The following is a 26,718-nucleotide window of genomic DNA, read 5'->3' as shown; positions in this document are numbered from 1 at the left end:
ATTATTACCTCAAGCATTGGGATGCTTTAATTGCCATGATTTTCATGGACGGTTTGTTTTTGTGTTTAACCGGTGTGTCACATAACCACCTCCATACTATTGATACCCTTTGTTACCGAGTTTGGGTATTGGTGATTGATGAGCCTGCTTTCGTGAATCGAGAAGGCAGGCATGAGATGAGCGCTAAATTAATAAAGGTTTTAAGGCCTTTTCGCTTTTTTCTACCGCTGGCTGATGCTTGGAATTATTTGAAGATTCAATAAGATGATCTACAAAAAGCCTGGCTGCCATTGAGATTCGGTCAATATTGTTTACGTAAATACACAGTGGGCGTTTTGCCCAGTCATCTCGAATAGGCAGCACTCTTACTTGCAACCCACCCACGTATTGACGGATAGCGCCTCTAGGAACCACCCCGATTCCTAATCCTGCCTGCACCATCAAACACAGCGCATCGTAGCTAGTAACCTGAATACGCAGTCTTAATGGCCTATTGGCTAAGCTGGCGGCCTTTAAGAGCTGAAGATTGATAGCGCTTGAAGAGTGCAGCCCGACATAGGCGTGTTCTAGGCTATCGCGAAAATCGATGGCGTCACGATTAGCGAGAGGATGGTTTAACGGCGTGACTAGCACCAGCTCATCGGTGTGATAAGGCAGCTCAGCTAAGTCATACCCATGAGGGAGCTTGGCGCATATACCAATATCTGCACCGTTCGCCATAATTTCCCTGGTAATCACTGGGCTAACTTTTTCTTCAAGCTGCACACCGATATCAGGGTGTTTTTCAAAGAATGCTTGCGTTTCACCGGGCAAGTATTGAGTGATGGCGGACATATTGGCAAAAATGCGAATAATGCCGCGCTCACCGCTAGTGTAATCGCGCATCTGTAGATCCAAGTCTTCCAGGTTATGCAGCACCCCTCGGGACAAGTGCAGCAACGCGTTACCTGCGGGTGTTAGCTCTACGCCTCGGTTATTGCGGTGTAACAGTGGCGTACTGAAATGCGCTTCAAGCTCACTTAAGCGCTTGCTAACCGCAGAAGTTGCAATGAACTCAGCATCAGCCGCACCGGTGATGGTGCCCATTTCTGCTACCCGCACAAATAGCCTTAAAGACGTGGGGTCGAGTTTCATTTTGGACTCCATTTGTATGACATGACTACTATTAGCGAAAAGCTTTATGAGAAAGTTGTATGCAACTATGCTCGATTTTTGATAAATGTAGGCTTATATTGGTCTTTGATGCAATAAATTGCACACAATTAGGTCTGCGACTTTAGTCGTGAATATAAATTTAAGCGCGCAAAATAACGGATTTAAAAGAAGTCGCTGAAACGTTTTGGAGTGTTGTTATGACCGCAGCCGACCGTGTTTACCACATCATCAAACAACGCATCCTAAATGGTGGCTATGCGGCGGGTAGCTATGTTCGTGAAGCGGCTATTAGTGAGGAGCTTGATTACAGCCGGACGCCCATTCGCGAAGCATTGCGTCGTTTGGTATCGGATGGCTGGGTTGAAGCCATTCCTCACCATGGTGCTCGTGTAGTGGGTTGGACACAGCATGATGTGGAAGAGGTGTTTGAGTTGAGAGTCTTGTTAGAACCTCAAGTGGTTAGGCGAGCCGCGAAACGTATTAGCCAGGCACAACTCTCCGCTTTGAGCCTTTTCGCCGAGCAAATGGAAATACTTTGTCAGCAGGATGATGAAAGTGCAGTGGATGAAATCGCTGTACTTAACAATCAGTTTCACGCCGAATTGGTGGCGGCGGCGGATAGCCCACGCCTCCAGCGCTTGTTAGAAACGATTGTGCAAATACCCGTTTCACGGCGTAGTTTCCACCACTATACCTATGAGGAATTGTTGACGAGTATGCAGCACCATCGAGAAATTATTCGTGCTTTGCAACATGGCGATGGTGAGTGGGCGGCTGCCATTATGCGTGCGCATATATTAGCGGCACGAACCGCACAAATGCGCCAAAAACAGCCCCTCACTAAAGCTGAAGTAGAGCATCAGTGTAGTAAGGAATTCTTAAATATTTAGTAATGTTAATAATTAAAAATAACTTTTAAAAACAATGCGGTTAGCCGCCTTTCTCTTTAATGATAATAAAAAACATTAGGATTTCATCTATGACTTCTCAAGCCTCCCCTGTAACACCCCTTAACTTAGCTCAAAAGTTGATCAGTGATCATCTGGTCAGCGGTGACATGCTTCCTGGCAGTGAAATTGCCCTGCGCATCGACCAAGCGTTGTTGCAGGACGTGCTTGGCACTTTAGTGATGCTTGAGCTTGAAGCCATGGGCATTGACAGGGTGCATACTCAGCCGAGCGTTCAATATATCGATCACGGTCTTGTCCAAGCCGATAACCTCAATGCCGAGACCTATCTATTTCTAAAGAGTGCCTGTGAACGTTTTGGTGTTTGGTACTCAGGCCCTGGTAATGGCATTAGCCACCCCGTGCATATGGAAAATTTTGGTGTGCCTGGTCAGTCGCTGGTAGGTTGCGACAGCCATACTACCTCGGCGGGTGCATTGGGAATGCTGGCCATCGGCGCAGGCGGTATTGAAGTCGCTATGGCAATGGCCGGAGAGCCTCTTTATATCACCATGCCGCGGATTTGGGGTGTTCGCCTAGAAGGGAGTTTGCCGGACTGGGTGTCGGCTAAAGATGTGGTTTTGGAGCTACTTCGTCGTCATGGCGTATCGGGTGGCAAAAATAGCATTCTTGAATTCTATGGCCCGGGGCTTGATGAGCTTTCGGCAATGGATCGACTAGTGATCGCTAATATGGGTACCGAAATGGGTGCCACGACAAGTGTTTTCCCTAGTGATGAAAGTACGCGACGCTTTATGTCAGCCCGGGGACGCGAAGGCGATTGGCAGCCGTTAGCAGCAGATCCTGGTTGCCATTACGATGTGGAAGAAGTGATTGATTTATCAATGTTGGTGCCGCTTATCGCCCTGCCTTCTAGCCCCGATAAGGTCGTGCCTGTGAGTGAAGTCGTCGGGCAGCCGTTGCACCAAGCCTATATTGGTTCGTCGGGTAATCCTGGTTATCGTGACTTTGCCATCGTGTCGAGCATGGTAAAAGGGCACTCAGTGGCAAATGGTATATCGCTGGACATTAACCCCTCGTCGCGCCAAGTGCTCTCCACCTTGATTCAAGAAGGCTATTTAGGTGAGTTAGTGGCTAGCGGTGCACGCTTACACCAAGCGGGCTGCAACGGCTGTATTGGAATGGGGCAGGCGCCTGCCGTAGGGCGAAATAGTTTACGTACTGTTCCACGTAACTTTCCTGGCCGGTCTGGCACGCGAGAAGACAGCGTATTTCTATGCAGTCCTGAAACGGCCGCAGCTTCGGCTTTGGCTGGAGTTATTAGTGACCCACGTAGCATGCAAATGGACTACCCGCGTATTAACGAACCTGAGGCCATGGTGGTTAATCGGGATGTCTTTGCAGCACCGCTACCGATTGATCAAGCGCGGTTAAAGCCCCTGCAGAAAACGGATAATACGCCTGCGTTACCGACACTAAAGCCGCTGCCTAATCGTTTGGAGATACCTGTATTATTAATCACGGGAGATAATATTTCCACCGATGACATTATGCCTGCGGGTCAGCGTGTGATGCCCTACTGGAGCAGCATATACGCTTCCGCTCCTTTCACCTTTGAAGCCGTTGATGCTGAATATGCACGTCGTGCTGATGCCTCGCGTAATTTAGGAGGGCATATTATTGTAGGTGGTCATAACTACGGCCAAGGTTCTAGCCGTGAAAACGCCGCCCTGGTGCCCCGTTACCTGGGGTTGCAGGTGGTGATAGCAAAAAGCTTTGCGCGAATCCATTGGCAAAACTTAATCTGCTTTGGCGCTTTACCACTAACGTTTATAGAGGACAGCGATGCGGATAAGTTTGCTCAAGGCGATACTATTATTATAGAAAACCTTCATGCCCAAGTGGCAACTAGCCCTACATTGGAAGCGGAAGTAGCAGGCAAAGGAACACTTCGTTTACATCATGGAGTGAGTGAGCGTCAGCGTGAATTGTTGCGGGTAGGTGGCGTGATCAATCACCTTAAAGCGCGTCAGGTATAAACCCGACTATTATGAATAAGCGGCAACATCTGGAGGCTTGCCGCTCTTTCAGCGACTTAAGAGCGAGCCAAAAATGAGTAACTATCTGTTAGATGATTCCCCCCTAAGCCCCGGTGTTATTTACCGTTTGTTATCCGGCGTTGTTTGCCCAAGGCCCATTGCCTGGGTGTCTACCCAGGATAAGCAGGGAAATACTAATTTAGCACCGTTTTCCTTCTTCAATGTCGCTAGTGTCAACCCGCCGGTGCTGGCGTTTTCACCACTGCTTAATGGCAGCGGTGAGCTTAAAGATACGGTGCGTAATTTAAATGACGTTGCAGAATGCGTTGTGCATGTGGGGAGTGAAGCGTTAATTGAAGCGCTCAATACCACTAGTGCCAGCCTGCCGCCAGGAGAGGATGAGTTTACCCTGGCCGGGCTTGAAAAGGCTGCTATGCCGGGTGTGAGCGTTCCGCGGATTGCTAATGCGCCTGTAGCGTTTGGCTGCAAACTGTTCGATATGATTCGGTTCGGTGACCAACCCTTAGCTGGTACGTTAGTACTGGCGCAAGTGGTTTCTATTCATATTGATGACGCGCTATGGGACGGTCGCCATGTGGATATGGACCTTCTCAAACCTGTAGGTCGCCTAGCGGGCAGCGATTACATCCGCATTAGCGATCGTTTTGCGATAGAGCGTCCTGATTAGCAGCTGCTTAATGTTTATAAGGTTTTGAATCATAAGCATATTTTCTACATACCTTCAATGTTTCAATTCAGTTACACAATAGACAATAATAATTACTTAGCGGTTAACGATAATTAATCTTTAGTCGTATATTCTTCTGCCGATAGTAATGGGTAACAGATCGGTAATGTAGGAGGCATGCGATGGTTCCCATTGTCTGTTTTTCAACTTGCCATTTATAAGGTAAAGAAGTGATCTAGCTAGCAAGGAGCAGATCAATGCGACGACTGGGAACGCTATTGTTAATAAAAAATGTTTTAAAAAACAAATGATTAAAACGAGGCTGTTGAGAATAACGTTATTCGCTGGGCTACTGGTTTCACCACTGGCTCAGGCAGAGCTGACGTTTGGGATTGTCGCCCCTTCCAGCGGTGGCGCTGCGCCTTTAGGGCTGGGTATGCAAAAAGGTATCGAGACCTATTTTGCCGAGGTTAATGCAGCAGGCGGGGTGAATGGCCAAACGCTAGCCTTGATTGCACGCGATGACCAATACCAACCACTTAAAGCTGCCAGCAATACCCGCCAGCTGATTCAAGAAGATGACGTGTTGGCGGCGATAGGCAACGTCGGTACGCCGACGGCCACCGTTACCATTCCCATCTATAACGAGTATGAAACGCTGCTTTATGGCGCGTTCACAGGCGCTGGCGTATTGCGCAAAACACCGCCCGACCGCTATGTGATCAATTACCGGGCCAGCTATGTGCAGGAAACCGCCGCGATGGTGGATGGGCTGCTGGAAGCGGGTATTTTACCCGAGGAAATTGCCTTTTTTACCCAAAACGATAGCTTCGGCGACGCTGGCTACAATGGTGCGACACAGGCGTTAACCTCTCATGGCGTTGAAAATACCGCAGCGCTGGCACATGGACGTTTTACCCGTGGTACGCGCAATATTCACCAAGGGTTGGCAACCATTCTGCAAGCGCCAGTCACACCACGTGCCATCATTATTGTGGGCACCTACGGGCCCGCGGCAGACTTTATCCGTGAAGCCCACAACGATCTACCCGATACAGTGTTTTTGAATGTCTCCTTTGTGGGCAGCCAAGCGCTAATGGATGAGCTTGGCGAGTTATCAGAAGGCGTCATCATTACTCAAGTCGTGCCGCCCCTGGATGCTGACCTACCTGCTGTTGAAGCTTACCGCCAGGCGCTTGAAACCCACGCCCGCGATAGCGAGCCTGATTTTATCTCCCTCGAAGGTTATCTCGCCGCGAAGGTGTTTGTAGAAGGTGTTAAAGCGGCTGGCGCCGATCCGGATCGTGATGCCATTGTGGATGGCTTGCTGGGCCTAGGCGCCATCGATATTGGCCTGGAGGAGCCGCTCAGCCTTGGGCGCAATGATCATCAGGCTAGCGATGCGGTATGGCCAACCATTATCACAAACGGCCGTTTCGAGTCGGTGGAGTGGGCGAGCCTGTTACCGTAACGGTTACGTTATCAAGGCTTAAGTTACCTGTAAGACCCCTGACACAAGTGAAAACAGATAATGAAAAAAACGTTAAGTATTAGAGCCATGTTGATCAGCCTGTTCTTAGCAGCGGTGCTGGGCGCCGTGGTGTTGGCGGCAACAGGTTGGACGACCAACCAACGGCTCATCGACTCGCAGCGCTATATCACCGGTGAGGTATTACCGCTTCAGGATGCCAGCCGGGGCATGGTGCTCACCATGGGCGCGTTTGGTCAACGCCATGCGGATCTGCTTGCTGCTGAGAACGCAGCAGGCCTTGATGAGATCACCACACAAACCGCGTTGGATGAACGCTTTCATAACGCCCGCCAAGGGCTGAGTGGGGTGGAACACGGTGAAAGCCTGAATGAATTGGATAGTCATTATCAGGCGTTACTGGCAGGCGATACGGCGCTTGAGGCGATTCGCCGTGAAGAACTGAGTTTGCAAACACAGATGGCGGAACGTATTAGTGCTATGCAAACGCTTGTCTCTCAAGTGATGCTTAGCGCTGAAGATATTGCTGGTCGTACCGCATTAGCCCAGGTGCGCAGTGACCGTGACCAGCTTGAGTTGGTGGAAGCTTGGCGTGAAGATGGTATGACTACGCTGCCTACCCAGCTACTTGACGATATGTTTACCGCGCAAGTGGATGTAGGACGCTTAAGCGGTAACGCGCGCATGGCATTAGCGCAGCTATCGGATCTTGGCCGCCAAATGATGCAATTGGAGAGCTCCGATGCGCTGGTCAATTTGCGTCACAATGAAATTGCCCAGCAGGTCGGGCTTGCCCGTCAGTCGTTGGCGGCAATCGCTAGTGCTCCGAGTACCGAAGTAGAGCAGCGCGCGCTAATCAATAACCTTGATGAGGTCATTGTCGAGCTGCAAGGGCTGATGGTGTCCGATGACAACGCTGTCTATACGCTTCGTTTGCAGCAGCTTGCACACCATGAACAAGTGCAAGCGGCGCTTAACAATGTTGCCCAAGCCATGGCGCAGATGCGTTCGGCTTTAAGCGACGTTGAAGCGTATACCGTGGCACAGGCAGACAGTGCCGCGACCCAGGCGGAAACGTTAGCCAATGCTGGCCGTTCATTACTGATTATGGTCACACTGATTGTGATTGCGCTGCTTGCTATCTTTGGCTGGCGCACGATGGTGCGTGTACTGGGCCCGCTCGTGGCAATGCGTCGCCAGATGGAAAGCATCAGTGGCGCTGCTGGCGAGAACGCTGATCTTTCCAAGCGTCTTGAGCTTAAACGCAACGATGAAGTGGGCCAGACGGCTCAAGCGTTTAATAGCATGATGGATACTTTTGAAGGCATGGTGGCGCAAATTCGTGAAAGCGCCGAAGCCATCGCGACCAGCAGCCGTCAAATTGCGGCAGGCAATGAAAACCTCTCACAGCGAACCGACCAGCAGGCAGCGTCGCTGGCTGAAACGGCCTCAAGTCTTGAGCAGATTACCGCTACGGTGAAGCAAACGGCTGAGTATGCTGACCAGGCAAACGACGCCAGTGGCAACGTTGATCAACGCGCACGAGCCGCTGGGGATGTGTCTACGCGTACCACGGCGGCAATGGGCGATATTCGTGAGGCGAGCGAAAAAATCACCTCTATTATTAAAGCCATCGACGATATTGCCTTTCAAACCAACTTGTTGGCGTTAAATGCCTCCGTGGAAGCCGCCCGGGCTGGCGAGCAGGGGCGCGGGTTTGCTGTGGTGGCTCAGGAAGTGCGTAAGTTAGCGGGACGCAGCGCTGAAGAGGCGGCCCAAATTCGTCATTTAGTAGATGATAGTGTCGCTAAGGTTAGCGAGGGCGAGCAACTCGTCAACGCATCCAGTAAGCACCTTCAGGAGATCATTGATAGCCTGGGTGAGGTGACGCGCTATGTTACCGAGATCGCTGGGGCGACCCACGAACAGTCGGCAGGCATTGACCAGATCAACCAAGCGATTTCGCAATTGGATCAGGTGACGCACCAAAATGCCCGCTTGGTACAAGAAGCCACGACAGCCAGTCATACACTGGATGATCGTGCCGGTGATATGCATTCACTGGTAGGGCGCTTTCGGGTAAGCGATACGGCAGGACAGCGTCATCTGTCACTCCCACAGAAGGAAGAAATTACAACGTAGTAAGCAATTACTACCTGCTGGTGGAAAGCGCTTGCTAGTCTCATCTCACACGCCTCGCGTGTGCTCACACACTCGATCAATAACCATAAGATAAATAGGTAAAAGGAGTACTGAGATGAGCAGCAAGCGTATTTTAATGATCACCGGCGATTTCACTGAAGACTATGAAACCATGGTGCCGTTTCAAGCACTTATGGCCGTCGGCCACCAGGTAGATGCTGTCTGCCCTGGTAAAGCCTCGGGCGATACTGTGGCAACCGCGATTCATGACTTTGAAGGTGATCAAACCTATTCTGAAAAGCCTGGGCACCGCTTCGCACTGAATGCTGATTTCGCCAGCACTAACCCTGCCGATTACGATGCCCTGGTTGTACCGGGTGGCCGCGCACCGGAATATCTTCGTCTCAACAAGGAAGTCCTGACGATGGTTCAGCACTTTTTTGAGACCAACAAGCCCGTGGCGGCCATCTGCCATGGTGCGCAGCTATTGGCTGCTGCAAAAGTGCTTGAGGGCCGGCAGTGCTCCGCTTACCCGGCCTGCCAGCCGGAGGTAGAACTTGCTGGTGGTCACTTCGCCAATTTGGAAGTGACGGATGCGGTGACCGATGGCAACCTGGTCACCGCTCCCGCGTGGCCTGCCCACCCGGCATGGCTGGCGCAATTTATGGCACTGTTAAATAAGTAAAGCTAGCCGCACTATCATAATTACCTTTGCGCCCAGCCCCGGCTGGGCGCGCTATGTTTTTCCCCGCTATGCTTGTAGTTTGAACACACGTTTGAACAGATTACGCTGAGAGGCAACACCCATGTGTAAACTCTTTATTCAAGCTAACCCCGAGCTGTGGCGCAGTGCGACGCACTCGCTGCGTATAGATGGCATGGTCACCAGTGTGCGGATGGAAAACTATTTCTGGCACATTCTCGAAGAGATCGCCCAGCGAGATGGAATGAATACCGCCCAAATGATTACTCGGCTGTATCATGAATCGATCGATGCTGGGCACGATTTGGGTAACTTCACCTCGTTTTTACGCGTTTGCGCCCTGCGTTACCAAGCGCTTCAATTGAGCGGCGATATTCCAATCCAGCACCAGGTACCCATCGCCACCCTGGACGCGGAGCAAATTTTAGCGCGTGAAACTTGCAACAGGCAGGACTCCTTACATTAAAAACGGCGGCTGATAAGGGGGCTGGAAAAGAAGTAGAGCCGTTATTCGAGCCGTGCTTCCAGCGCACTTAAAAATTCTTCAATACGTGCTGCATTGGTGCCCACATCGCTTGCGCCCAGGCGTGATGCCGAGCGCATATCGACCTGCACACCATTGTCCAGCTCGGTTAAGCGAATAACCACGTCATCCTCAAAGCCAAACCAGCGCGTGGTTGCAGTGGCCTCTATGTGATTGTTGGTAATTCGGGCGATGCGCCAGCCAGACTCTTCCGCCGCTGCTTGGGCAGCTGCCAGTACGGTTTGCGGAGATTCATCTACAATTATCGGCTTGATGTGAGGGTAGGCTGCTCGCTGTTGCAGGGCGGTTGTCTCACCAGGGTAATCGACCGCGTTAGGGGCAGCACGCCGCGCGTTGGCTAAGGCTTCAAAAGCAGGTGGGTTCTGGGTGTCGGTAGTGATGTCGTGAATGGCCGGTACCTCTTGAGCACGTTGCCAGTGCTGCCAAGGTACGAAAAGCAGCGCCGCCGCAGCGATAATGACCAGCGAGGCCATCAAGGCTGATGTGAAGCGACGAGCGAGCATGCTCAGCAGCAGCGTAATGATGCTGACTGCCACCGCACCACCTGCGGCATAGACGCCGTTACGTAGTAAGTTAAACGCCTCGCCCAGGCTGATAAGTTCGCCCCGATAAGCCGGGCCTGCGCCCGCCATCATCAGTACCGCCGCTACAAGCAGCAGAATGGCTAAACCTGCCAGTATGCCTGGCCAGCGGCCACCGCGCGGGTGTGACGCTTTCAGTTGCGTTGCCATGTTCCCTCCTTGTCACATCGTATTCAGCTATTCTTAGCACAAATACAACGCCAATTGGCAATCTGAACGTTTAATACCTGACGATAGGATATACATGACCGATCACGTAACCGCTTTACGTCAGTTGCTTCTCAGCGCACCGCAAGAAGCCCTGCCAATGACCTACCAGCAGGTGGCCACCGAGCTGGGGCTGACGCCGCCGCGCACCATTGGGCAAGTTACCCAAGCGCTTGAGCAGTTAATGCGTGAAGACGCCGCGCAACAAACACCTTTTATCGCCGCCTTAGTCGTCAGCCGCCGGGGCGATGGGGTACCCGCTACGGGCTTTTTTGAGTTAGCTGTCGCTTTAGGCCGTTTTCCCAAAGACCCGACCCTCCATGAGTCGGCTTACCGGGCTGAGTTTCAGAGCGCCCTCAACGAGCGCGAAGATTGCCAACGTTAAGTTTCGCCGCGCTGGCTGGGCGTTGTACGCAGCGGGTCAAGCAACGGGCCAAGCCCGTTGTGATCGATTTCATGCATTAGATGAAGCAGCTGGCCAATCTCGCCAGAAGGAAATCCTTCCCGGGCAAACCAGTTTAAATAGGGGCCGGGGAGGTCGGCGATCAGGCGGCCCTCATACTTGCCAAAGGGCATGGTACGGGTGACTAGCTTTTCCAGATCCTCTGGTTTCATGCATTAACTCCTGTGGCTTTGATTGCGTGCTAAACACAATTATCAGGTTGTTCTGCCGTTTCGCCAATCAATTGCGCAAGCGCTCGGGCGGGTTCGCTCAAATGACCACTGGTAGGATGAATCAGCCCTATATCACGATGAAAGGTACGCTCGCCTAAATCAATCGCACGCACGCCGGCTGGCCAACGTGAGTGGGCGATGGCCTCGGGCACCAGGGCCACGCCTACCCCCTTGGCGACCAGCTTAATGATCGCTTCCAGTTCGTCGACTTCGCACACCTCACGCACATTGCAGTGGTTATCACGTAGAAAGCGCTCTACCTGTCTGCCCCCAAAGGAGGCACGGTCGTAGCGGATAAACGGCTGGTTTGAGAGCAGTTCCCGCCACTGGTCGCCGTTGATATGCGGTGGCACGATTAACCGAAAAGGCTCGTGAGCTAGGGGTGTCCAGCGCAAATCACTGTGTAGCGAAAAGGGCGGGCGAATAATCACTGCCATATCCAGTTCGCCAGCGTCGACCTGATTTACCAGTTCCATGGAAAGCCCCGGTACCACGCGGGTACAGCAATCGTGATAAGCGTGATGAAAGCGCGCGAGCGCATCAGGCAGTAGCGAGCGCTGGATGGAGGCGATGGCGCCGATATTGATCCGTTGTGTGGCTGGCTGGCCTGACATGGACACGCCCAGCGTGCTATACAGCGTCAGCAGGGCGTGGGCTTGCTTCAACGTCTCTTGCCCTCGCTGGGTCAATATGGCGGCACGCCCTTTGCGTTCAAACAGGGCAATGCCTAGCTCTCCCTCAAGGCGTTTCATCTGCGCACTGACCGCTGCTTGAGTCAGGCCAATTTTGTTACCCGCTGCAGCAAAAGTGCCTTCCTGGGCAACCGCGATCAGCGTCTTTAGCTCACGGATCATTGATAAATCCTTTTTGTGAATCAGCCAAATAGTTATTGATTTTATTTTCCCATGCGTCGCCCTAGGATGAATACAGCGTGGCAGCACAAAGTGTCACTCAATCCCCATAAACCGACTTAAGCTGGAGATGACGATGAGCCTTTCACCCTTTCATTTGGCGATTCCTGTTTACGATGTTGCGCTGGCACGGGCATTCTATAATGACGTTTTTGGCCTGGAAGAGGGGCGTTCCAGTGAGCAGTGGGTTGACTTTAATTTCTTCGGCCATCAGTTGGTCATTCACGAGCAACCCAAAACGCCGGGGCAAGAGAGCGCTCACACCAACCCGGTGGATGGGCACAATGTACCGGTGCCGCACTTCGGGGTGATTCTAGAATGGGACGAATGGGAAGCGTTGGCCGAGCGCCTGAAAGCGCGGGATACACAATTTGTGATTGAGCCTTACGTACGTTTCAAAGGCGAAGTGGGTGAACAGGCCACGATGTTCCTGCTCGACCCTTGCGGAAACGCCCTGGAGTTCAAGGCGTTCAAAGATATGAGCCAGATCTTTGCAAAATAGACTTTGCCAAGTAATCAGTAATGACTGTAAAACGCTATGGAGCCCCGATGTCAGGCCTGTAACGCCTGTTCCTGTCGACGGTGTTGAAGCGGAGGCTCGCCAAAATAGCGCTTATAGTCGCGGCTAAACTGAGGCACGCTGCGGTAGCCAACCGCCGCAGCGGCCTGATTGACGTTGTGGTTGTCCTGCAAAAGTAACTGCTGGGCTTTGATTAAGCGCAGCCGCTTTAAGTACTGAGCCGGTGACGCACGGGTAATTTGCTTAAAGTGCTGGTGAAATGTCGACGGACTCATATTGGCCTGGGCTGCCAGCTGTTCAATGCTAAAGTCTTCAGCAAAATTGGCATGAAGCCTCGAAAGCACCTGCACGATGCGCGAATAGTTGCCATGCCCCAATACCAACGCCCTTAGCGCTTGGCCTTGCTCCCCCTTTAATGCCTCGAATACCACGTCACGAATACGCGCCGTGCCCATCGTTTTGCATTCAACAGGCGCATGCAGTGTGCGCGCCAAACGCTGTACGGCGTCTTGCATACCATCGTTCATGGCGACTGATGCCATTGGCAGTGGCGTTTGGTTCTGTTGTACCGCCTCGCCCATGGCGGTCACCATCTCACTCAACAGTGCCGGATCCAGGCGTACCGATATACCCAGCAACGGGGCTTCCGGTGAACCGTAAGTTTCGCACTCAAACGGCATGGGCAGCGTTTGAACTAAATAGTGGCCGGGGTCGTAGTGGATTTCACGATCGCCCAGATACCCCATTTTTTGCCCCTGGGCAATAATGGTCAGGCTTGGTTCATAGAGAAGCGGCGTACGCACTTGGTGGCGGCTTAAACAGAGTAACGATACGCCGGGCAGAGTCGTTTGACTGATACCGTCGCTTTTAATTAGTGGTGCAATAACAGCAGCCAGCGCATTGCCAGCCTGAGCGGTGGAGGCCATGGGGTTCTCTCTGGTTTCTGGTGGCTTTTGCATAATCATAGCGATTTTAAGCTATTTTTTGTTATTTTATTACGTGCTATCGGAGTAATTGGCAAAAATGGCGTAGCTTCGTTCATCGCTATCCTTACGGATTAGGCCAATACTGTCGGCATACCTCGCACGCGAGGAAATGTCTGCTGTTTTTGAAAGTTGGTTTTGAAAAAAAACAGTTTTTAAGTCTGGTTGTGAAGTCAAGATGGAGCCCCACCGATGAGCCAAGCCAAATCCTTTGCAGCATTTGCTGCGAACAAACCGTTAGCACCGTTCAACTTTGACCGTCGCCAACCGCGCCCGGACGATGTGGCGATTGAAATTCTCTACTGTGGCGTGTGCCACAGCGACCTGCACTTTGCCCGCAATGACTGGGGAATGAGCCAGTACCCTGTCGTCCCCGGCCATGAAATTGTCGGACGCGTGACCTCGGTCGGCGATAAAGTTTCACGTTTTAAAGCCGGTGATTTAGTCGGCGTTGGCTGCATGGTGGATTCATGCCGTACCTGTGCCGCCTGTAAAGATGGCGTAGAGCAGTACTGCCTGGAAGGCTTCACCATGACCTACGGTAGCGAAGACCGCCAAGACGGCACCATAACCCAGGGTGGCTACTCCGACGCCATCGTAGTGAGTGAGCACTTTGTACTGCAGATGCCTGATGGTATCGATCTAGCCTCAGCAGCGCCGATTCTTTGTGCCGGTGTGACGACCTATTCACCGCTCAAGCACCATGGCGTCGGTAAAGGCCATAAAGTTGGTGTGATTGGTATGGGTGGCTTAGGCCATATGGGCGTTAAACTGGCTAAGGCGTTGGGTGCGGAAGTCACCGTATTCACCCGCTCAGATGCCAAGGTTGAAGAAGCTAAGCGCAACGGTGCTGACCACGTGGTGGTTTCCAGCGACCAGGCGCAGATGGATGCCGTGGCTGAAAGCTTCGACTTTATGCTAGACACCGTACCCGTACAGCATGACCTTAACCCTTACCTGAAGTCGCTGAAGTACGACGGTACGCACATTATTGTCGGTTTGCTTGAACCTATTGAGCCAGCCATTGAAGCCTTTAACTTGGTCTTCAAACGTCGTGTAGTTGCCGGTTCGCTGATTGGCGGCATTGCAGAGACCGAAGAGCTGCTCAAGCTGTGTGCTGACCAAGGCATTACCTGTGATATCGAGATGTTGGATATCAACAACATCAACGAAGGCTTTGAGCGCATGGAAAAAGGCGATGTACGCTATCGCTTTGTGATTGATATGGCGACGTTGAAAAACAGCGCTGCCTAATCTATTGGCATTCACTTGCCCATAGCGCTAGCTTGAAACAACGAAATGGCCCGCGTCCTACAAAGGACGCGGGCCATTTTGCTACGGGCGAGTGCTATGTATCAGATTTTTTACGTATCAGCTTTTTACGTCACGTTTGCTGCCTCGCGCAGCAACGCCGGGTAAAAGCAACAAGCCTGCTAGCAGCCAAGCGGGCCAACTGCCTGTGCGGGTAAACGGTGTCAAACCTTCCATGGCGTAGAACTCACCGGTTATCAGTGTGGTTTCGAACTGCGGGGCGCGCTCCACGATATGGCCTTCGGGGTCGATAATCGCCGTAATACCGTTGCTGGTAGCGCGGACCACATAGCGGCCATTCTCTAGCGCTCGCAGACGGGCCATCTGCAAATGCTGGTGGGGGCCGATTGAGGCACCAAACCAGGTGTCGTTGGAGACCGTCATGATGACACCGCTGTCTTGCGCGCGGCGGGCAACTAACTGCGGGTAGATAATTTCATAGCAGATCGCATTGCCTATATTTATCCCCGCGGCCTGCATGGGTGTTTGCTCGTGCTCGCCTTTGGTAAAGGTCGACATTGGAAGGTCAAAGAAATCGATCGCCCCGCGGAGTACGCTTTCCAGCGGCAAGTACTCACCAAAAGGCACTAAGTGCTCTTTCTGGTAGCTGCCCTCTACATTGCCTACGCCAATGACGCTATTGAAATAGCGCTCTTGGTCGTCGCGCTGAACGATGCCGGTGAGCAGGGCGACATCGGGCGGTAGGTTAGATTGCACTCGTTCCAGCACTGGGCGGGCCTGGGTTTCCATCATCGGCAGAGCGGTTTCAGGCCAGATAATCAGGTCAACGTCGTCGGCAACTTCGCGAGTTAGTTCGCTGTAGGTGTTAGCGGCCTCCCGTTGCCCTTCAGGGGTCCACTTCAACAGCTGCGGCAGATTACCTTGTAACAGGGCGACACGAGTGGGCTCATCTACTGGCGTGGTCCACTGCTGAGGCAATGCCAACGGGACTAGCCAAATCGCTGCCAGTGGTGCGAGTGCCCACCACCGACGGCGCAGCAGTAGTTCAGCACCAAGCGCACCGCTAAGTGCTACTAATAGAGAAAGCAGATAGACGCCACCAACGGGTGCCCAGGCGGCTAGTGGCGAATCGACATAGCCAGAGCCCAGTAGCAGCCAGGGAAAGCCGGTAAACAGGTAGGTTCGTAGCACCTCGCCCAATACCCAGGCGCCCGCAAAGCTGATAAACGCGAGCCGAGCGGATGTGAAGCGGCGATAGAGCCAGAAGGTGCCGGCAAAAAACAGCGCCAAAATCGTCACGAACAGCACAGTTAGGAAAACGGCCAGTGGTACACCGGTATAGCCATAATCGTGAATAGAGACATACACCCACGAAGTGCCGCTGGCGAAGAGCGCCACGCCATATAGCCACCCCTTTAGAGCCGCCTGGGCGGGGGTTAACGTGTGCAGGCCCGTGTAAAGTAAACCAATCGCTACCGGGCCAAGCCACCACAGTTCAAACGGTGAGGCCGTTAGGGTGGTGAATCCACCAGCAACCAGGGCGGCAAGCAGCTGTAACAAAAACGCGGGGGGTAAACCCATAGCGATAACCTATCTACGGTAAAGTGCGAGAAAGCGGATAGAGAGCAGAGTGACGATCAGCGACTAGGCTGGCTTGTTCTCCTGGTCATCGTCTTCTTCGTCATCACGACGCGTGTCACGGTAGGCTTCGAGTAGACGAATGCGCCGGGTGTCAGCATTGAGGATCACAAATCGCCAGCCACCAAGAATGGTATGTTCTCCGCGCCGAGGCAGATGGCCGAACTGCTGCATTACCAGGCCGCCAACCGTATCGAACTCATCGTCGGAGAACTCAGTGTCAAAGCGTTCGTTGAAGTCTTCGATGGGGGTTAGCGCGCGAATGGCAAAACGGCCATTTTCGATCTCGCGGATATCATCCTCTTCGTCGGTATCGTGTTCATCTTCGATGTCGCCGACAATCTGCTCAAGGATATCCTCAATGGTGATAATGCCCGCAGTGCCGCCGTATTCGTCAACGACGATGGCCATGTGATTATGGGTATCACGAAACTCTTTGAGCAGGCTGTTAAGGCGTTTTGACTCAGGAATAAACATCGCCGGTCGCAAGATATCATCAAGCTTGAAAGCGTCACGCTGGGCCTGCGTTTGGGAGAGTAGCGGTAACAGATCCTTTACCAGCAGAATACCTTTCACATCATCCAGGTTTTCACCAATCACCGGGTAGCGGGAGTGGCCGGTTTCCTGAATGAGGGGTAGGTAGCCGTCGCTGGTTTGATCCAGCGCGATGGCGGACACCTGGGAACGCGGTATCAGCACTTCGCGTACTTGCTGGTCGCTGATTTCAAGCGCGCCTTCGATGATCATGATGGCGTCTTGATCCAGCTTTAGTTTTCCTGCGGTATGGCGTAAAAACGTCATCAGCTCATCGCGTGAGCTGGGTTCGTCATTGTCTCCGGAAAGGGCGCCAAAGATTTTCTCGAGCCAGGATTTTTGATTGGGGTTGCTCGATCGGTCTTCGCTCATGCGTCAATTCTCTCGTTTGCGGGCAGACAGTTGCTATCTTATTTACGGCGTTGTCAGGTAGCTGTTTTATCACCGATGCGGGGGATAGTACCAGATTCGTTGTTACCTGAATTAACGCACCCACTATCAAATAATAAAAACCCAAAGCGTTTAGCCATTAATGCCATCGGAGGTAGTGTCAGCATATGGGTCGGGAATGTGCAGCTCAGCCAATAGTTCGCGCTCGAACTGCTCCATTTCTTCTGCTTCCTGATCATCAATATGATCGTAGCCCATTAAATGCAAGATGCCATGCACGACCATATGAGCATAGTGATGCTCAAGCGGTTTACGCTGCTCGCGAGCTTCCTGAGCCACCACGGCGTGACAAATCACGAGATCACCCAGTAGCGGTAATTCAACCCCGGGCGGGCTCTCAAAGGGAAACGACAGCACGTTAGTGGTTTTGTCTTTGCCCCGGTAGTCGCGGTTAAGCGTCTGGCTCTCGCTCTCATCCACAAAGCGGATAGTCACTTCCCGACGCTGGTCATCCGGGTGGTGCGCAAAAACACAGCCCACCCAGTGGGTGAGCTGTGTCAGAGAGGGTAGCAGGGGTTCGTTGATCGCTGCCTGACGATCAATTATTAGCTCATCAATCGTAGGCTCGTTCATCGCGAACTATCCCAGGAGCCTTCTCGCGATTGCATGCGGGCATCACGTTCTTGCTGGCGCACTTCACGGCGAGCACGCTCTTCCACTTCTTGCTGAGACTCGAACATGTCGTAGGCTTCGATAATGCGCTGAACCAACGGGTGGCGAACCACATCCTTGGCGGCAAAGTGGGTAACGCCAATGCCTGGGGTGTCTTTCAATACGTCGAGCACCTGAATCAGCCCTGACCGCTGCCCCTTGGGTAAATCGACCTGGGTCACATCGCCGGTAATGACGGCGGTAGAACCAAAACCAATCCGGGTCAGGAACATTTTCATCTGTTCTGGCGTAGTGTTTTGGCTCTCATCCAGAATGATATAGGAATTATTAAGCGTGCGGCCACGCATGTAGGCCAGCGGGGCGATCTCAATTACCTGACGTTCAATCAGTTTGGCCACCTGTTCAAAACCGATCATCTCGTACAGAGCGTCATAAAGAGGACGCAAGTAGGGGTCGATTTTCTGGGCTAGGTCACCAGGTAGAAAGCCAAGTTTCTCACCCGCTTCGACGGCAGGGCGCACAAGCAGAATGCGGCGTACTTCCTGTTGATTGAGCGCTTCAACCGCCGCAGCGACCGCTAGATAAGTTTTGCCTGTGCCCGCAGGGCCAACACCAAAATTGATATCGTGTTCGCGGATGCTGGACACATAGCGCTGCTGATTAAGGCCACGCGGTTTGATCATGGTGCGCGGCGTGCGCATGATCACTTCGTCGCTGCTACCGCTACCATCTTCTTCATCTTCTATCGCTTCTAGCCCTGATTCCTGTAGGAAGAGGTGGACGGTATCGGCTTCAAGTTCGCTGGATGCCGTTTCGCGGTAGAGATGTTCCAGTACGTTTGCCGCTGCTTTAATGCGATTGGCGGGGCCCGCCAGTTGGAACACATTGCCTCGGTTGCGCAGCGTCACGTCCAGGCGGCTTTCAATCAGCTTCAAATGCTCGTCCTGCTGGCCGCAAAGGCTAGCAAGGCGCTGCGGATCATTGGGTTCAAGGCTTAAGGTGATGATGCGATTGGCCTGAGGTGTTGGCTGGCTCAAGAGTGGGGAACCCCTCGTTAGTGTGTGTATCGTTCAGCTTACTGCCCCGCCTGAAGCGGGGCAATGACCTGTGTTAATGGCGGTGCTAAGTGAACGTTTAATAGCGCTCGGGTGAGGCCAGTTCGCCGCGCAGCGAATTGGGGAAGGCCTCGGTGATCTCCACATCGACAAAGTAGCCGATTAGCTCGGTAGGGTTGGCGGCACGGAAGTTCACCACGCGGTTGTTCTCGGTACGCCCTGAAAGTTGGCCAGGGTCACGGGGCGAAAAGCCGTTAACCAGTACACGCTGCGTACTACCCACCATACGGCGGCTGATCTGGGCCGTTTGTTGGATGATCCGCTCCTGCAGAATTGCCAGGCGCTGCTTTTTGACACTTTCCGGTGTTTCATCCGGCAGGCCGGAAGCAGGTGTGCCGGGGCGTGCGGAGTAAACGAAGCTAAACGAGTGGTCGAAGCCAATCTGGTGAATCAGGTTCATCGTCGCTTCAAAATCTTCTTCCGTTTCGCCGGGGAAACCGATGATGAAGTCTGAAGAGAAGCTGATATCCGGACGGTTGGCGCGGATACGCTCCATCTTTTCGATGTATTCCGCCGCCGTATGTCCGCGCTTCATGGCGGTAAGAATACGGTCTGAACCCGACTGTACCGGCAGGTGTAGGTGGCTCACCAGCTCTGGGATATCGGCGAAGGCGTCTACGAGGCTGTCGGTAAACTCAACCGGGTGCGAGGTGGTGAAGCGGACGCGATCGATCCCGTCTACTGCCGCCACACAGGCAATCAGCTCGGCCAGGTCGATCTCGTCGCCAAGCTGATTCTCACCGCGATAGGCGTTCACGTTCTGGCCCAGCAGATTGATCTCACGCACGCCCTGATCGGAAAGGTGGATGACTTCATCCATAACCGCTTCGAAGGGTCGTGAAACTTCTTCGCCACGGGTGTAAGGCACCACGCAGAAGGTGCAGTACTTGGAGCAGCCTTCCATGATCGACACGAATGCGGTGGCGCCATCGGAGGAGGGCTTGGGCAGATGGTCAAACTTTTCAATTTCAGGAAAAGTGACATCCACAGCGGCAATCTGATTATTGCTGCGGGCATCCAGCATCGAAGGAACGCGGTGGAGGGTTTGTGGCCCAAATACCATGTCCACATGCGGTGCGCGCTTGCGAATGGCTTCGCCTTCTTGGCTGGCCACGCAGCCACCTACGCCAATCACTAGATCGGGGTTGGCATCTTTAAGTTTTTTCCAGCGGCCCAGCTGATGAAAAACTTTCTCCTGCGCTTTCTCGCGAATCGAGCAGGTGTTTAACAGAATGACATCGGCTTCACGCTCATTATCAGTGAGTTCGAGCTGGTGAGATTCGCCGAGTAGATCCGCCATGCGGGAGGAGTCGTACTCGTTCATTTGGCAGCCGTGCGTTTTGATGAAGAGCTTCTTCGCCATCGGTACCTGTCATCTATGAGTCGTCAAGGGACGAGGATGAATGGAGTGTCGGATAGTGGGCCATGCCACTTTTAGATATCCCCATTATACGGGCACAAGAAACCTGGGGCTAGCATTCGGCCATAATCGATACTTGACCATCACATTTCAATGGGTATACTACGCACCGTGTTTGAGCAGTTCCTCGATAGCTCAGTTGGTAGAGCAAATGACTGTTAATCATTGGGTCGCAGGTTCGAGTCCTGCTCGAGGAGCCAATCTTCGCTACCGCTTTAAAGCGAAGGGCTTTGCTTAAAACACGACAACTTATGATGTTCCTCGATAGCTCAGTTGGTAGAGCAAATGACTGTTAATCATTGGGTCGCAGGTTCGAGTCCTGCTCGAGGAGCCAAGTTGTAATATTGTTAGTACCTCTTTAGCTGCCTTTTTACGGCGTATCGTTCTGGGTAGTGCATGATTCCTCGATAGCTCAGTTGGTAGAGCAAATGACTGTTAATCATTGGGTCGCAGGTTCGAGTCCTGCTCGAGGAGCCAATTAATTCCCTCTGCTTATTTGCTTTTCATTAGCGTCTAGTTTTCTCTGCGTTGACTGAAAGCGTTCATTTCTAGTGTTTCCTTTTCTCTTTTGCTATACCCACTGCCAGCTAATGCATAGGCGGTTTTGTTGTGTCTGGCGTGTGAGCTGGTTCGCCATTAGAACTATCGGTGCTTACCGTCAACCGATTTAGTGACGTAAACTACATTGATAATCCATTAGTTTAGGAAGTTTATGGTGGGCAACGTGACTGCGCCCCAGGCGCTGCAAGTATTTAAGTGTTTAAGCGATGAAACGCGTTTGATGCTGGTGCTGCTAATTGCTCAAGAGCAGGAACTGTGCGTGTGTGAAATGACCCATGCGCTGCAGGAATCGCAGCCCAAAGTGTCACGCCACTTGGCTCAGTTACGTCAATGTGGGTTGCTTAGCGATCAGCGCGAGGGGCAGTGGGTCTATTACCGCCTTGCCTCTCAATTACCTGCCTGGGCCCACGATATTGTTCAGGCGGGCACCCAAGGCAGCGCTGTGCAATTAGCGGCACTCACGCAGCGCTTAACGCGAATGGGTGATCGGCCTGCCCGCCGAGCGGCGCTGTGTTAACGCGATGCTGAGGCAGGCTAGGTGATTAAACAGGCAGGCGATTAAAAGATAGCGTAATAAAAACGCCGACCCTTATAAAGGGGTCGGCGTTTTTTCTCAGCGTGCTTTAACCGTGCGTGTTAACGCTTAGCTGCTAATCGCCGAGAATCCTGCAGATGGACGTAATCGAGAAGTATCTCTGCTGATTCCAGCACGTAGGCGCGATCGACGGCCAGTGCTTCATCCTCTTCGCTTTCGCTCTCTTGTGAGGCAGTAGCGTCATCACTCTCTTCGCCGCCTATTCCTGCCGTGGCGTCTGTCCGAGCGTCCATCCACTCATCCAGCTCTTCCAGGCCCAGCGCACGGCGGCGTTGGTTTTCCAATGAGAGCTGTTCGGCTTCCTGGGCTTCCATTTCACGCTCGCGCTGTTCGCGGTTTAAGCTCACGCTGGTGTGCTGTTCGCGTAGCTGACGAGCAAGCGTGGACTGGCGTTCAAGATAGCGGAAATTGGCATTATCCTGCGCACGTGCATCATGTTGGGCAATGAGTTGCTCCAGCATGTTTTCAGGTTCGCCATAACGGCGATACTGAACGTTCTGAACGGTATCCCACGCTAATGCGTTATCCAAGCTGCTTTCACCAATACGCTCGGGGTCAATCAGGCTGGGGAAGTCGATATCCGGCTCTACGCCGCGGTTCTGGGTGCTATCGCCAGAAATACGGTAGAACTTGGCTCGAGTTAGCTTGATCTGGCCATGGCTCAGATCATTAAGCGTTTGCACGGTGCCTTTGCCGAACGTAGGCGTACCGAGCACTAGGCCTCGACCGTAATCCTGAATAGCGCCAGCGAAAATTTCCGATGCAGAGGCAGAGAGGCGGTTCACTAATACGCCTAACGGGCCGTCATAGAGCGTGCCTGCTTCGCTGTCGCCGTAGAGCTGGATGCGGCCCTGGGCGTCGCGTACCTGTACGGTGGGGCCGCGGTCGATAAACAAGCCGATCAATGAATTGGCTTCCTGCAGGGCACCACCGCCATTGTTGCGCAGATCAAGCACGATACCTTCTACGCCCTCTTCTTTAAGGCGTTCGACTTCTTTGGCAACATCGCGTGTGGTACTGCGGTACTCCTCTTCACCGGCTTGCCAAGCGTCGAAATCAACGTAGAACGTGGGCACGTTAATGACCCCAAGGCGGTGCGGCTCGCCGTTGCGCTCGACTTCAATGATTTCGCTACTGGCAGCTTGATCTTCAAGGCTGACGGTATCGCGGGTAATTTCAACGATCTGCGAGCGAGTCATATCGACTGCTTGGGCAGGTACCACATCTAAGCGAACGATGGAGCCTTTAGGACCACGAATTAAGTCAACCACGTTATCCAGACGCATACCGACGACATTAACCATCTCGCCTTCTTCCTGGCCAACAGCGATGATGCGGTCTGCTGGTTCCAAAACGCCTGCGCGCTCTGCTGGGCCACCGGGTACTAGGCTTGCAACCTTGACGTACTCGCCGTCCGATTGAAGCAGGGCGCCGATCCCTTCAAGCGAGAGGCTCATCTGAATATCAAACGACTCACCCTGGCGGGGGGAGAGGTAGCCGGTGTGCGGGTCGATGCTGCCAGTGACCGCTGCCATGAGTACGCCAAACACGTCTTCAGGCTCGGTTTGCTCCAGGCGGGTCAGTTGGCCTTCATAGCGCTGACGCAGATTGGTTTCAATCTGTTCGCTGTCCTGGTCGGTTAAGGCCAGGGTTAAAGCGTCATTTTTGAGCCGTTTGCGCCATAGCTCGTCGAGTTCGCTTTGCCGGGAGGCCCAGGGGGCATCTTCACGATCAATCTCTAAGCGTTCATTGCTTTCAAAGTTAAAATCAAGGCCTTCGTCGAGCTGAGTAAGTAGCGACTCAACGAGAGTGCGTTGACGTTCACTAAACGCGTTATACAGATTAAAAGCGTCGTCTAGATCGCCATTAAAAATGGCGTCTGCCATGCTGGTTTCTAGATGGCGATAGGCTTCGATATCACTGCGCAGTAGGTAAGCGCGCTGACCGTCAAGAATGTCCAAATAGCGTTGGAATGTGTCTTGCGACCATGCTTCGTCAAAATTTACGTCAGCATAGTGTCCGTAGCGGAGCGAGTCCGCAATTTCCACCGCCGCCTGGCGTTGTTCGTCGGTCGGCTCGAGTTGCGCCAAGGCGGCTGGGCTGGAAACGACCAGCATGACAGCCAGGGCGACCGAACGCGAAAGCGTTGCAAACAAGCTCATCAGTCAAGCTCTCCCGGATTTGTGTACACTCATTCTTCCCTAGACACGCAATGTGACCCATGAGTTGCGTAGGTCGAGGGAGTATTGTAGCAGGTCGCCTGCGCTATGAGACTCAATCATTACTGTTAAGAGGATTTCCATGTCCGAGACTTTCAACGCTGATCGTTTAACACGTCTCTGTGACTTTCTGCGTCAATCACCGACACCCTGGCATGCTGCAGGCAATATGGCCTCGCGATTGGAGCAAGCCGGTTTTCAGCGGCTGGAAGAAAAGGCGAATTGGCAGCTGACGCCGGGCAAGCGCTACTACGTTACCCGTAACGACTCAGCCATTATTGCGTTTCAATTACCTGAGTCTAGATTAACCGAATTGCGCATGATTGGTGCGCATACTGATAGCCCCGGCCTGCATTTAAAGCCCAACGCCACGCAGCGTTCTGCGGGTTGGCTGCAGTTAGGCGTGCAGGTATACGGCGGTGTGCTGATGGCGCCTTGGTTTGACCGTGACCTAGGGTTGGCAGGGCGCGTACATGTGCGCCACGCTGATGGGCGCTTGGAAAGCGTACTCCTCAATGTCGACCGTGCTATTGCCACCATACCGAGTTTAGCGATCCACCTTGATCGAGACGTGAACAGCGGCCGCCCGATAAATCCGCAGACACAAATGGCGCCGGTATTGATGCAAAGTGAGGCAGCCACGTTAGCCGAATTGGTGGCGCAGTGGCTAGAGCAGCAGCACGGTCTGAGTGCCGTAGAAGTGGTTGACTTTGAACTGGGTTTTTACGATGTACAGCCGCCATCGTTGGTGGGCGTCAAGCAGGAGCTAGTGGCTAGCGCTCGGTTGGATAATCTGCTTTCCTGCTTTATGGGGTTGGAAGCGCTATTAGGCAGCGATGGTCGTCAGGGCGCCCTGTTAGTAGCCAATGATCACGAGGAAGTGGGCAGTGCCAGCGCCAGCGGCGCTCAAGGTCCTTTTCTGGCGGATGTGCTAAAGCGCATTAATGGTCAGCTGGGAGGCAAGGGAGGTGAGAAGGGCAGTGATGAGTCACTGATTCAGCTGATTCAGTCGTCGCTGATGATCTCTTGCGATAACGCCCATGCGCTGCATCCCAATTTTCGCGACAAGCACGATGAGCGCCACGGCCCGGCGATTAATGGCGGCCCGGTGATCAAGGTTAATGCGAGCCAGCGCTACGCCACTAATAGCGTTACCGGCGCGCTGTTTCGTGATGTGTGTCGTGAAGCGGATGTCCCGGTGCAGTCGTTTGTGACCCGGGCAGATATGGGTTGCGGCAGCACGATTGGGCCGATTACCGCGACCGAGTTAGGCGTACCCACTATTGATGTTGGTATCCCGCAGTGGGCGATGCACTCCATTCGAGAAACTGCAGGTACTAAAGATGTGGAGTACCTTACTCGCGCGCTGACGCAATTTTTAAACCGCACCACGTTGAGTTGATCGTGTTGCGCCCATAGCCACAGCCGAGTTAAAGCAAAAAAAAGCCCGCTGACAGAATCAGCGGGCTTTTCAATAAGCTTTGGTGGCTACGCCCTGATTTGAACAGGGGACCCCATCATTATGAGTGATGTGCTCTAACCAGCTGAGCTACGTAGCCTTTCAACGGGGGCGAATGATACTGATAACACTGATTTTAGTCAATGTTTTATTGCTGAGAATGTTGGCGCGGCCGTTTATACGTTAAAACGAAAGTGCACTACGTCGCCATCTTTAACAATGTACTCTTTGCCTTCCAGGCGCCACTTGCCGGCATCTTTAGCGCCTTGCTCGCCACCCAGTGAAACAAAATCGTCATAAGCGACGACTTCGGCACGAATAAAGCCTTTCTGGAAATCGGTGTGAATGACGCCTGCTGCTTCTGGGGCTGTTGCGCCTTCTTTCACTGTCCAGGCGCGAACTTCTTTAACACCAGCTGTGAAGTAGGTTTGCAGACCTAGCAGGGAGTAACCCGCACGAATCACGCGATCAAGGCCCGGCTCGTCCATGCCCATCTCGCTCAAGAACATGGAGCGCTCTTCATCGTCCAGCTCAGCGATTTCGGCTTCCAGCTGATTGCACACCGGCACTACCAACGCGCCTTCTTCGGCGGCAATCTCGTTAACAATATCCAGGTAAGGATTGTTCTCGAAACCGTCTTCGTTGACGTTGGCGATGTACATGGTCGGCTTCAGGGTTAAAAAGCCGAAGCTTTTCACCTGACGCTGCTCTTCTTCGCTCAAACCAAAACTGCGCAGCGGCAAGCCTTCCGCAACGTGGGGCTGAATACGGTCAAGAATCGCCTTGGTGGCAATGGCGTCTTTATCACCCCCTTTCACCGAACGAACCAAGCGTTGGCTAGCTTTTTCGACAGTATCCAGGTCGGCCAGCGCCAATTCTAAATTGATCGTTTCGATATCGGCACGAGGATCGACTTGATTTGCCACGTGGATAACATTGTCGTTATCGAAGCAGCGCACCACATGGGCAATCGCCTGGGTTTCACGGATGTTGGCCAGGAATTTGTTGCCCAGCCCTTCGCCTTTGGAAGCCCCGGCGACTAGGCCAGCAATGTCGACGAACTCCATGGTGGTCGGCAGTACCTTTTGCGGCTTGACGATCTCGGCGAGCTTATCAAGACGCGGGTCCGGCATCGGAACGATACCGACGTTTGGCTCAATGGTGCAGAAAGGGAAGTTTTCTGCATCAATGCCTGACTTCGTCAGTGCATTAAATAGCGTGGACTTGCCGACGTTAGGCAGACCGACGATGCCGCAATTGAAACCCATAAAATATTCCTGAAAATAAGGTGGTAGGGC

At 53.0% G+C, this 26,718-nt stretch carries 24 protein-coding genes and 4 tRNA genes; 15 read left to right on the top strand and 13 right to left on the bottom strand.

Annotated elements, in window-relative coordinates; translation table 11 throughout:
* Positions 1 to 183: 183 nt before the first annotated feature.
* Complete coding sequence (locus CXF87_RS04490) at positions 184 to 1,134, bottom strand: LysR family transcriptional regulator (RefSeq protein ID WP_101145652.1); 951 nt, start codon at positions 1,132 to 1,134, stop codon at positions 184 to 186.
* A gap of 218 nt (positions 1,135 to 1,352) precedes the next feature.
* Between CXF87_RS04490 and CXF87_RS04485 the strand changes: the two genes are divergently transcribed.
* The 7 genes from CXF87_RS04485 (at position 1,353) to CXF87_RS04455 (ending at position 9,590) form a co-directional block, all read left to right on the top strand.
* On the top strand, positions 1,353 to 2,045 hold the full coding sequence (locus CXF87_RS04485) for a GntR family transcriptional regulator (protein WP_101145651.1): 693 nt from the start codon (positions 1,353 to 1,355) through the stop codon (positions 2,043 to 2,045).
* Between the two features lie 89 nt (positions 2,046 to 2,134).
* Complete coding sequence (locus CXF87_RS04480) at positions 2,135 to 4,102, top strand: aconitate hydratase (RefSeq protein ID WP_101145650.1); 1,968 nt, start codon at positions 2,135 to 2,137, stop codon at positions 4,100 to 4,102.
* Positions 4,103 to 4,175: 73 nt separating this feature from the next.
* Entirely contained in the window at positions 4,176 to 4,790 is a 615-nt protein-coding gene (locus CXF87_RS04475; protein ID WP_008957365.1) for a flavin reductase family protein, read from the top strand.
* Between the two features lie 325 nt (positions 4,791 to 5,115).
* Complete coding sequence (locus tag CXF87_RS04470) at positions 5,116 to 6,261, top strand: ABC transporter substrate-binding protein (RefSeq protein WP_232774646.1); 1,146 nt, start codon at positions 5,116 to 5,118, stop codon at positions 6,259 to 6,261.
* 60 nt (positions 6,262 to 6,321) lie between these two features.
* A complete protein-coding gene (locus tag CXF87_RS04465; RefSeq protein ID WP_101145648.1) occupies positions 6,322 to 8,421 on the top strand; it encodes a methyl-accepting chemotaxis protein in 2,100 nt (699 codons plus the stop codon).
* 115 nt (positions 8,422 to 8,536) lie between these two features.
* Complete coding sequence (locus CXF87_RS04460; RefSeq protein ID WP_008957362.1) at positions 8,537 to 9,106, top strand: DJ-1/PfpI family protein; 570 nt, start codon at positions 8,537 to 8,539, stop codon at positions 9,104 to 9,106.
* A 121-nt stretch (positions 9,107 to 9,227) separates the two neighbouring features.
* On the top strand, positions 9,228 to 9,590 hold the full coding sequence (locus CXF87_RS04455) for a ribbon-helix-helix domain-containing protein (protein ID WP_101145647.1): 363 nt from the start codon (positions 9,228 to 9,230) through the stop codon (positions 9,588 to 9,590).
* Between the two features lie 41 nt (positions 9,591 to 9,631).
* Here CXF87_RS04455 and CXF87_RS04450 read toward each other — a convergent pair whose 3' ends face one another.
* On the bottom strand, positions 9,632 to 10,399 hold the full coding sequence (locus CXF87_RS04450; RefSeq protein WP_101145646.1) for a DUF1499 domain-containing protein: 768 nt from the start codon (positions 10,397 to 10,399) through the stop codon (positions 9,632 to 9,634).
* A gap of 94 nt (positions 10,400 to 10,493) precedes the next feature.
* On the opposite strand from CXF87_RS04450, the gene CXF87_RS04445 reads away from it, so the two are divergent.
* Positions 10,494 to 10,841: a hypothetical protein gene (locus CXF87_RS04445; RefSeq protein WP_101145645.1), complete on the top strand. Its 348-nt coding sequence runs from the start codon at positions 10,494 to 10,496 to the stop codon at positions 10,839 to 10,841.
* Here CXF87_RS04445 and CXF87_RS04440 read toward each other — a convergent pair.
* Both CXF87_RS04440 and CXF87_RS04435 read right to left on the bottom strand, forming a co-directional pair.
* On the bottom strand, positions 10,838 to 11,071 hold the full coding sequence (locus CXF87_RS04440) for a DUF3820 family protein (protein ID WP_101145644.1): 234 nt from the start codon (positions 11,069 to 11,071) through the stop codon (positions 10,838 to 10,840). The genes CXF87_RS04445 and CXF87_RS04440 overlap by 4 nt on opposite strands.
* Before the next feature lie 29 nt (positions 11,072 to 11,100).
* Positions 11,101 to 11,985: a LysR family transcriptional regulator gene (locus CXF87_RS04435; protein ID WP_101145643.1), complete on the bottom strand. Its 885-nt coding sequence runs from the start codon at positions 11,983 to 11,985 to the stop codon at positions 11,101 to 11,103.
* 133 nt (positions 11,986 to 12,118) lie between these two features.
* Between CXF87_RS04435 and CXF87_RS04430 the strand changes: the two genes are divergently transcribed.
* Positions 12,119 to 12,544, top strand: a complete 426-nt coding sequence (locus CXF87_RS04430) for a VOC family protein (protein ID WP_008957355.1) — start codon at positions 12,119 to 12,121, stop codon at positions 12,542 to 12,544.
* 50 nt (positions 12,545 to 12,594) lie between these two features.
* Here the strand turns inward: CXF87_RS04430 and CXF87_RS04425 are convergent, their stop codons facing one another.
* Positions 12,595 to 13,488, bottom strand: coding sequence for an AraC family transcriptional regulator (locus tag CXF87_RS04425; protein WP_101145642.1), 894 nt, complete (start codon positions 13,486 to 13,488; stop codon positions 12,595 to 12,597).
* Positions 13,489 to 13,737: 249 nt separating this feature from the next.
* On the opposite strand from CXF87_RS04425, the gene CXF87_RS04420 reads away from it, so the two are divergent.
* Positions 13,738 to 14,799 (top strand): NAD(P)-dependent alcohol dehydrogenase, encoded by a 1,062-nt coding sequence (locus CXF87_RS04420; protein ID WP_101145641.1) that lies wholly within the window; start codon positions 13,738 to 13,740, stop codon positions 14,797 to 14,799.
* 117 nt (positions 14,800 to 14,916) lie between these two features.
* Here the strand turns inward: CXF87_RS04420 and lnt are convergent, their stop codons facing one another.
* The 5 genes from lnt to miaB all read right to left on the bottom strand — a co-directional run bounded on the left by lnt (position 14,917) and on the right by miaB (position 20,529).
* Positions 14,917 to 16,398 carry an apolipoprotein N-acyltransferase gene (gene lnt / locus CXF87_RS04415; RefSeq protein WP_101145640.1) on the bottom strand — a complete coding sequence of 494 codons (1,482 nt, stop codon included), beginning with the start codon at positions 16,396 to 16,398 and terminating at the stop codon, positions 14,917 to 14,919.
* A 63-nt stretch (positions 16,399 to 16,461) separates the two neighbouring features.
* Positions 16,462 to 17,361: an HlyC/CorC family transporter gene (locus CXF87_RS04410; RefSeq protein WP_101145639.1), complete on the bottom strand. Its 900-nt coding sequence runs from the start codon at positions 17,359 to 17,361 to the stop codon at positions 16,462 to 16,464.
* A gap of 150 nt (positions 17,362 to 17,511) precedes the next feature.
* Positions 17,512 to 18,012, bottom strand: a complete 501-nt coding sequence (gene ybeY / locus CXF87_RS04405; RefSeq protein ID WP_101145638.1) for an rRNA maturation RNase YbeY — start codon at positions 18,010 to 18,012, stop codon at positions 17,512 to 17,514.
* Positions 18,009 to 19,088 (bottom strand): PhoH family protein, encoded by a 1,080-nt coding sequence (locus CXF87_RS04400; protein WP_101145637.1) that lies wholly within the window; start codon positions 19,086 to 19,088, stop codon positions 18,009 to 18,011. Before CXF87_RS04400 ends, ybeY begins: the two co-directional genes overlap by 4 nt.
* 97 nt (positions 19,089 to 19,185) lie before the next feature.
* Positions 19,186 to 20,529 (bottom strand): tRNA (N6-isopentenyl adenosine(37)-C2)-methylthiotransferase MiaB, encoded by a 1,344-nt coding sequence (gene miaB / locus CXF87_RS04395; RefSeq protein ID WP_008957348.1) that lies wholly within the window; start codon positions 20,527 to 20,529, stop codon positions 19,186 to 19,188.
* A gap of 181 nt (positions 20,530 to 20,710) precedes the next feature.
* On the opposite strand from miaB, the gene CXF87_RS04390 reads away from it, so the two are divergent.
* From CXF87_RS04390 to CXF87_RS04375, 4 genes are all read left to right on the top strand, one after another.
* A tRNA-Asn gene (locus CXF87_RS04390) sits at positions 20,711 to 20,786 on the top strand.
* Positions 20,787 to 20,844: 58 nt separating this feature from the next.
* Positions 20,845 to 20,920 (top strand) — tRNA-Asn (locus CXF87_RS04385).
* Positions 20,921 to 20,987: 67 nt separating this feature from the next.
* Positions 20,988 to 21,063: transfer RNA gene (locus CXF87_RS04380), tRNA-Asn, on the top strand.
* 235 nt (positions 21,064 to 21,298) lie between these two features.
* Positions 21,299 to 21,664: a metalloregulator ArsR/SmtB family transcription factor gene (locus tag CXF87_RS04375; RefSeq protein WP_008957347.1), complete on the top strand. Its 366-nt coding sequence runs from the start codon at positions 21,299 to 21,301 to the stop codon at positions 21,662 to 21,664.
* Positions 21,665 to 21,783: 119 nt separating this feature from the next.
* Here CXF87_RS04375 and CXF87_RS04370 read toward each other — a convergent pair whose 3' ends face one another.
* The gene (locus CXF87_RS04370) at positions 21,784 to 23,904 is read right to left on the bottom strand and encodes a carboxy terminal-processing peptidase (protein WP_101145636.1); all 2,121 of its coding nucleotides are present in this window, start codon (positions 23,902 to 23,904) and stop codon (positions 21,784 to 21,786) included.
* Between the two features lie 139 nt (positions 23,905 to 24,043).
* On the opposite strand from CXF87_RS04370, the gene CXF87_RS04365 reads away from it, so the two are divergent.
* On the top strand, positions 24,044 to 25,363 hold the full coding sequence (locus CXF87_RS04365; protein WP_101145635.1) for a M18 family aminopeptidase: 1,320 nt from the start codon (positions 24,044 to 24,046) through the stop codon (positions 25,361 to 25,363).
* An 80-nt stretch (positions 25,364 to 25,443) separates the two neighbouring features.
* Here the strand turns inward: CXF87_RS04365 and CXF87_RS04360 are convergent.
* Together CXF87_RS04360 and ychF are read right to left on the bottom strand one after the other, a co-directional pair.
* Positions 25,444 to 25,520 (bottom strand) — tRNA-Met (locus tag CXF87_RS04360).
* A 76-nt stretch (positions 25,521 to 25,596) separates the two neighbouring features.
* A complete protein-coding gene (ychF, locus tag CXF87_RS04355; RefSeq protein ID WP_007113453.1) occupies positions 25,597 to 26,688 on the bottom strand; it encodes a redox-regulated ATPase YchF in 1,092 nt (363 codons plus the stop codon).
* Between the last annotated feature and the right edge of the window lie 30 nt (positions 26,689 to 26,718).

Origin of the sequence: Halomonas sp. MES3-P3E, assembly GCF_002836035.1 — a bacterium.
Lineage (GTDB): Bacteria > Pseudomonadota > Gammaproteobacteria > Pseudomonadales > Halomonadaceae > Vreelandella > Vreelandella arctica.
Note: the sequence above shows the minus strand (reverse complement) of the source record. Positions and strands in the feature narration are given on the sequence as shown.

Bases quoted from the DNA above. Each gene is read 5' to 3' on its own strand.
- CXF87_RS04490 (WP_101145652.1), bottom strand. From the start codon at position 1,134: ATGAAACTCGACCCCACGTCTTTAAGGCTATTTGTGCGGGTAGCAGAA.
- CXF87_RS04485 (WP_101145651.1), top strand. From the start codon at position 1,353: ATGACCGCAGCCGACCGTGTTTACCACATCATCAAACAACGCATCCTA.
- CXF87_RS04480 (WP_101145650.1), top strand. From the start codon at position 2,135: ATGACTTCTCAAGCCTCCCCTGTAACACCCCTTAACTTAGCTCAAAAG.
- CXF87_RS04475 (WP_008957365.1), top strand. From the start codon at position 4,176: ATGAGTAACTATCTGTTAGATGATTCCCCCCTAAGCCCCGGTGTTATT.
- CXF87_RS04465 (WP_101145648.1), top strand. From the start codon at position 6,322: ATGAAAAAAACGTTAAGTATTAGAGCCATGTTGATCAGCCTGTTCTTA.
- CXF87_RS04460 (WP_008957362.1), top strand. From the start codon at position 8,537: ATGAGCAGCAAGCGTATTTTAATGATCACCGGCGATTTCACTGAAGAC.
- CXF87_RS04455 (WP_101145647.1), top strand. From the start codon at position 9,228: ATGTGTAAACTCTTTATTCAAGCTAACCCCGAGCTGTGGCGCAGTGCG.
- CXF87_RS04450 (WP_101145646.1), bottom strand. From the start codon at position 10,399: ATGGCAACGCAACTGAAAGCGTCACACCCGCGCGGTGGCCGCTGGCCA.
- CXF87_RS04445 (WP_101145645.1), top strand. From the start codon at position 10,494: ATGACCGATCACGTAACCGCTTTACGTCAGTTGCTTCTCAGCGCACCG.
- CXF87_RS04440 (WP_101145644.1), bottom strand. From the start codon at position 11,071: ATGAAACCAGAGGATCTGGAAAAGCTAGTCACCCGTACCATGCCCTTT.
- CXF87_RS04435 (WP_101145643.1), bottom strand. From the start codon at position 11,985: ATGATCCGTGAGCTAAAGACGCTGATCGCGGTTGCCCAGGAAGGCACT.
- CXF87_RS04430 (WP_008957355.1), top strand. From the start codon at position 12,119: ATGAGCCTTTCACCCTTTCATTTGGCGATTCCTGTTTACGATGTTGCG.
- CXF87_RS04425 (WP_101145642.1), bottom strand. From the start codon at position 13,488: ATGGCCTCCACCGCTCAGGCTGGCAATGCGCTGGCTGCTGTTATTGCA.
- CXF87_RS04420 (WP_101145641.1), top strand. From the start codon at position 13,738: ATGAGCCAAGCCAAATCCTTTGCAGCATTTGCTGCGAACAAACCGTTA.
- lnt (WP_101145640.1), bottom strand. From the start codon at position 16,398: ATGGGTTTACCCCCCGCGTTTTTGTTACAGCTGCTTGCCGCCCTGGTT.
- CXF87_RS04410 (WP_101145639.1), bottom strand. From the start codon at position 17,361: ATGAGCGAAGACCGATCGAGCAACCCCAATCAAAAATCCTGGCTCGAG.
- ybeY (WP_101145638.1), bottom strand. From the start codon at position 18,012: ATGAACGAGCCTACGATTGATGAGCTAATAATTGATCGTCAGGCAGCG.
- miaB (WP_008957348.1), bottom strand. From the start codon at position 20,529: ATGGCGAAGAAGCTCTTCATCAAAACGCACGGCTGCCAAATGAACGAG.
- CXF87_RS04375 (WP_008957347.1), top strand. From the start codon at position 21,299: ATGGTGGGCAACGTGACTGCGCCCCAGGCGCTGCAAGTATTTAAGTGT.
- CXF87_RS04370 (WP_101145636.1), bottom strand. From the start codon at position 23,904: ATGAGCTTGTTTGCAACGCTTTCGCGTTCGGTCGCCCTGGCTGTCATG.
- CXF87_RS04365 (WP_101145635.1), top strand. From the start codon at position 24,044: ATGTCCGAGACTTTCAACGCTGATCGTTTAACACGTCTCTGTGACTTT.
- ychF (WP_007113453.1), bottom strand. From the start codon at position 26,688: ATGGGTTTCAATTGCGGCATCGTCGGTCTGCCTAACGTCGGCAAGTCC.